Origin of the sequence: Streptomyces tricolor (genome assembly GCF_002155905.1) — a bacterium.
GTDB lineage: Bacteria > Actinomycetota > Actinomycetes > Streptomycetales > Streptomycetaceae > Streptomyces > Streptomyces tricolor.
This window is the reverse complement of sequence record NZ_MUMF01000904.1, coordinates 1-2,748: the sequence shown is the minus strand read 5'-3', so window position 1 is coordinate 2,748 and position 2,748 is coordinate 1. Positions and strand designations below refer to the sequence as shown.

2 protein-coding genes are annotated in these 2,748 nt (G+C 72.7%); one reads left to right on the top strand and one right to left on the bottom strand.

Annotated elements, in window-relative coordinates; genetic code table 11:
- The coding region (locus tag CCN44_RS41360) for a TetR/AcrR family transcriptional regulator (protein ID WP_086704356.1) at positions 1-718 on the bottom strand (718 nt) is incomplete at its 3' end.
- A 376-nt stretch (positions 719-1,094) separates the two neighbouring features.
- Between CCN44_RS41360 and CCN44_RS41355 the strand changes: the two genes are divergently transcribed.
- Entirely contained in the window at positions 1,095-2,474 is a 1,380-nt protein-coding gene (locus CCN44_RS41355; protein WP_086704354.1) for an NAD(P)/FAD-dependent oxidoreductase, read from the top strand.
- The last annotated feature ends 274 nt before the right edge of the window (positions 2,475-2,748 follow it).

Here is a 2,748-nt window from a genome sequence, read left to right as displayed (position 1 = left end):
CCAGCAGGATGTCCAGCAGCCGCGCGGACGCGGCAGCCTGCTGCGCCGCATCCGGCAACGACGGGGCCGCCGTGGCGATCACCAGCAGCACGTCACCCACGGACACGTCCGTCCGCAGTTCACCCGCCGCCCGCGCCCGCTCCACCAGCTGCCCGACCACTTCGAGCAGCGCCCCGGCCCCGGCGTCGTCGGCCACCGCGGCCTCCTCCGCCACGAGCCGCAGCTCGGCCCCGCCCGGCTGCACCCGCTGCTGAGGCACCCGAGCCTCCTCGGCGGAACCGGCGGAGCCGACCCGCAGGATCTGCGGCGGCAGCAGCCGCCCCGCCCCCGAGGCCACCGACGTCCGCAGGAACCGCGACAGCGCCGACCACGGCTCGTCCTCCTGACCGAGCGCCGCCCGCGCCTGCTCGGTCAGCCGCGCCGTCTCCTCCTCGGCGATCCGCCGGACCAGCACATCCTTGCTGGGGAACCGCCGGTACACCGTGCCGACCCCGACCCGGGCCCGCCGCGCCACGTCCTCCATCGGCGCGCCGTACCCCAGCTCGCCGAACACCTCACGCGCCGCACGCAGCACGTGCTCCAGATTGCGCTGTGCGTCCACCCGCAGCGGAGTCGTCCGCGCCCCGTCCGCGCGTCCGTTGCCCCCCGCCGTGCTCATCGGCTTGCCGCCGCCCGCGATGGTGGCTGCGGATGCCCAGTGCGTGTCCTGAACATGCATGTGTTTCCCCCGGTAATGACGTCTCCCCCCGGAGACTCCCCGCCACTGAATCCGAAGTGCGCGGAAGTGGCATCGGTCCCGACCGAACCCGCCCGTCGCGGACCCGTTCGACCACATTCACTACACCCCGTCGACACACGAACATAGTTGAGAGACCGTCAATTCAGAAGGGGCAGGTTCCGCACAGTGCGCCCCCCGATCGGAGTACGGGGCGTGTACGTCCCGATTCCGGCCCTTCGCACCCTGTCGTCCGCCCCCGCTGACCTGCCCCCTTTCGTCCCGCACCACCCCCGCGGCCGGCCCTGCGCACACCCGGCCGCCGGTCACACAAATTGCCGGGGCTGTGGACAAACACCAGCGCCGGGTGCGTCATGGGATGGTGAAGGAACGTGCGCGCATTCTGGTTGTCGGCGGCGGCTACGTCGGGATGTACACGGCCCTGCGCCTCCAGCGGAAGCTGAAGGCCGAGCTGAGGCGAGGCGAGGTCGAGATCACCGTCGTCACGCCCGACCCCTACATGACGTACCAGCCGTTCCTCCCCGAGGCCGCCGCGGGCTCGATCTCCCCGCGCCATGTCGTCGTACCGCTGCGCCGCGTCCTGGACCACTGCCACGTCGTCATCGGCGAGGTCACCTCCATCGACCACGCGGTACGCACCGCCGCCGTCACCACCCTCGCCACCGCCGAGGAGGGCCGGGCCGCCGAACTCCTCGGCTACGACGAACTCGTCCTCGCCCCCGGCTCGGTCTCCCGCGCGCTGCCCATCCCCGGCCTCGCCGAGTACGGCATCGGGTTCAAGACCGTCGAGGAGGCCATCGGCCTGCGCAACCACGTCATCGAGCAGATGGACATCGCCTCCTCCACCCGCGACCCCGCGATCCGCGACGCCGCCCTCACCTTCGTCTTCGTCGGCGGCGGCTACGCGGGCGTCGAGGCCCTCGGCGAGCTGGAGGACATGGCCCGCTACACCGCGCGCTACTACCACAACCTCCGCCCCGGGGACATGAAGTGGATCCTCGTCGAGGCCACCGACCGCATCCTCCCGGAGGTCGGCCCCGAGATGGGCCGCTACACCCTCACCCAACTGCGCCGCCGCAACATCCAGGTGCTGCTCGACACCCGCCTGGAGTCCTGCGCCGACCGCGTCGCCGTACTCAGCGACGGCCAGCGCTTCCCGACCCGTACGGTCGTGTGGACGGCCGGCGTCAAACCGCATCCGCTGCTCGCCGCCACCGACCTGCCGCGCACCGAACGCGGCCGGCTGCGCTGCACCGCCCAGCTCACCATCGCCGGCACCGAGCACGCCTGGGCCGCGGGCGACGCCGCCGCCGTCCCCGACGTCACCGCCGCCGAACCCGGCACCGAGACCGCCCCCAACGCCCAGCACGCCCTCCGCCAGGCCAGGGTCCTCGGCGACAACATCGTCCACTCCCTGCGCGGCGAGCCCCTGGAGACGTACGCGCACCGGTACGTCGGCTCGGTCGCCTCCCTCGGCCTGCACAAAGGCGTCGCGCAGGTCTACGGGCGCAAGCTGAAGGGCTACCCCGCCTGGTTCATGCACCGCGTGTACCACCTCAGCCGGGTGCCGACCGTCAACCGCAAGGCCCGGGTGCTCGCCGAATGGTCCCTCGCCGGGCTCTTCAAACGGGAGATCGTCTCGCTCGGCTCGCTCGAACATCCCCGAGCGGAGTTCGAACTCGCGGCCGGTGGAAAGCCTCCTCACAGCCCCTCCGACGACCCGAAGGGGTCGTCCTGACCGGACCCAGGAACTCCACGGCCCGCCCCGGCGTCTGACGGTTGTCGCCCGCCGCGGCCCGCTCCCTGCCAGACTGCCCTACGACGTCGGACGGGCACCCGCCCGCCCTAGCACCCACGAGGCTTTCCCCAAGTGAACTTCACGCGCTGGAGCGCCCGGCTCCCCGGAACGCAGCGCCGCGCCGCCGCGCGGACCGAGACGGCGGTCACCTCGGACCGGCGGGGGGAAGGCTCCGTGCCCGCGGCCCGCGCCGAGCAGCCCGCCGACGGCACGG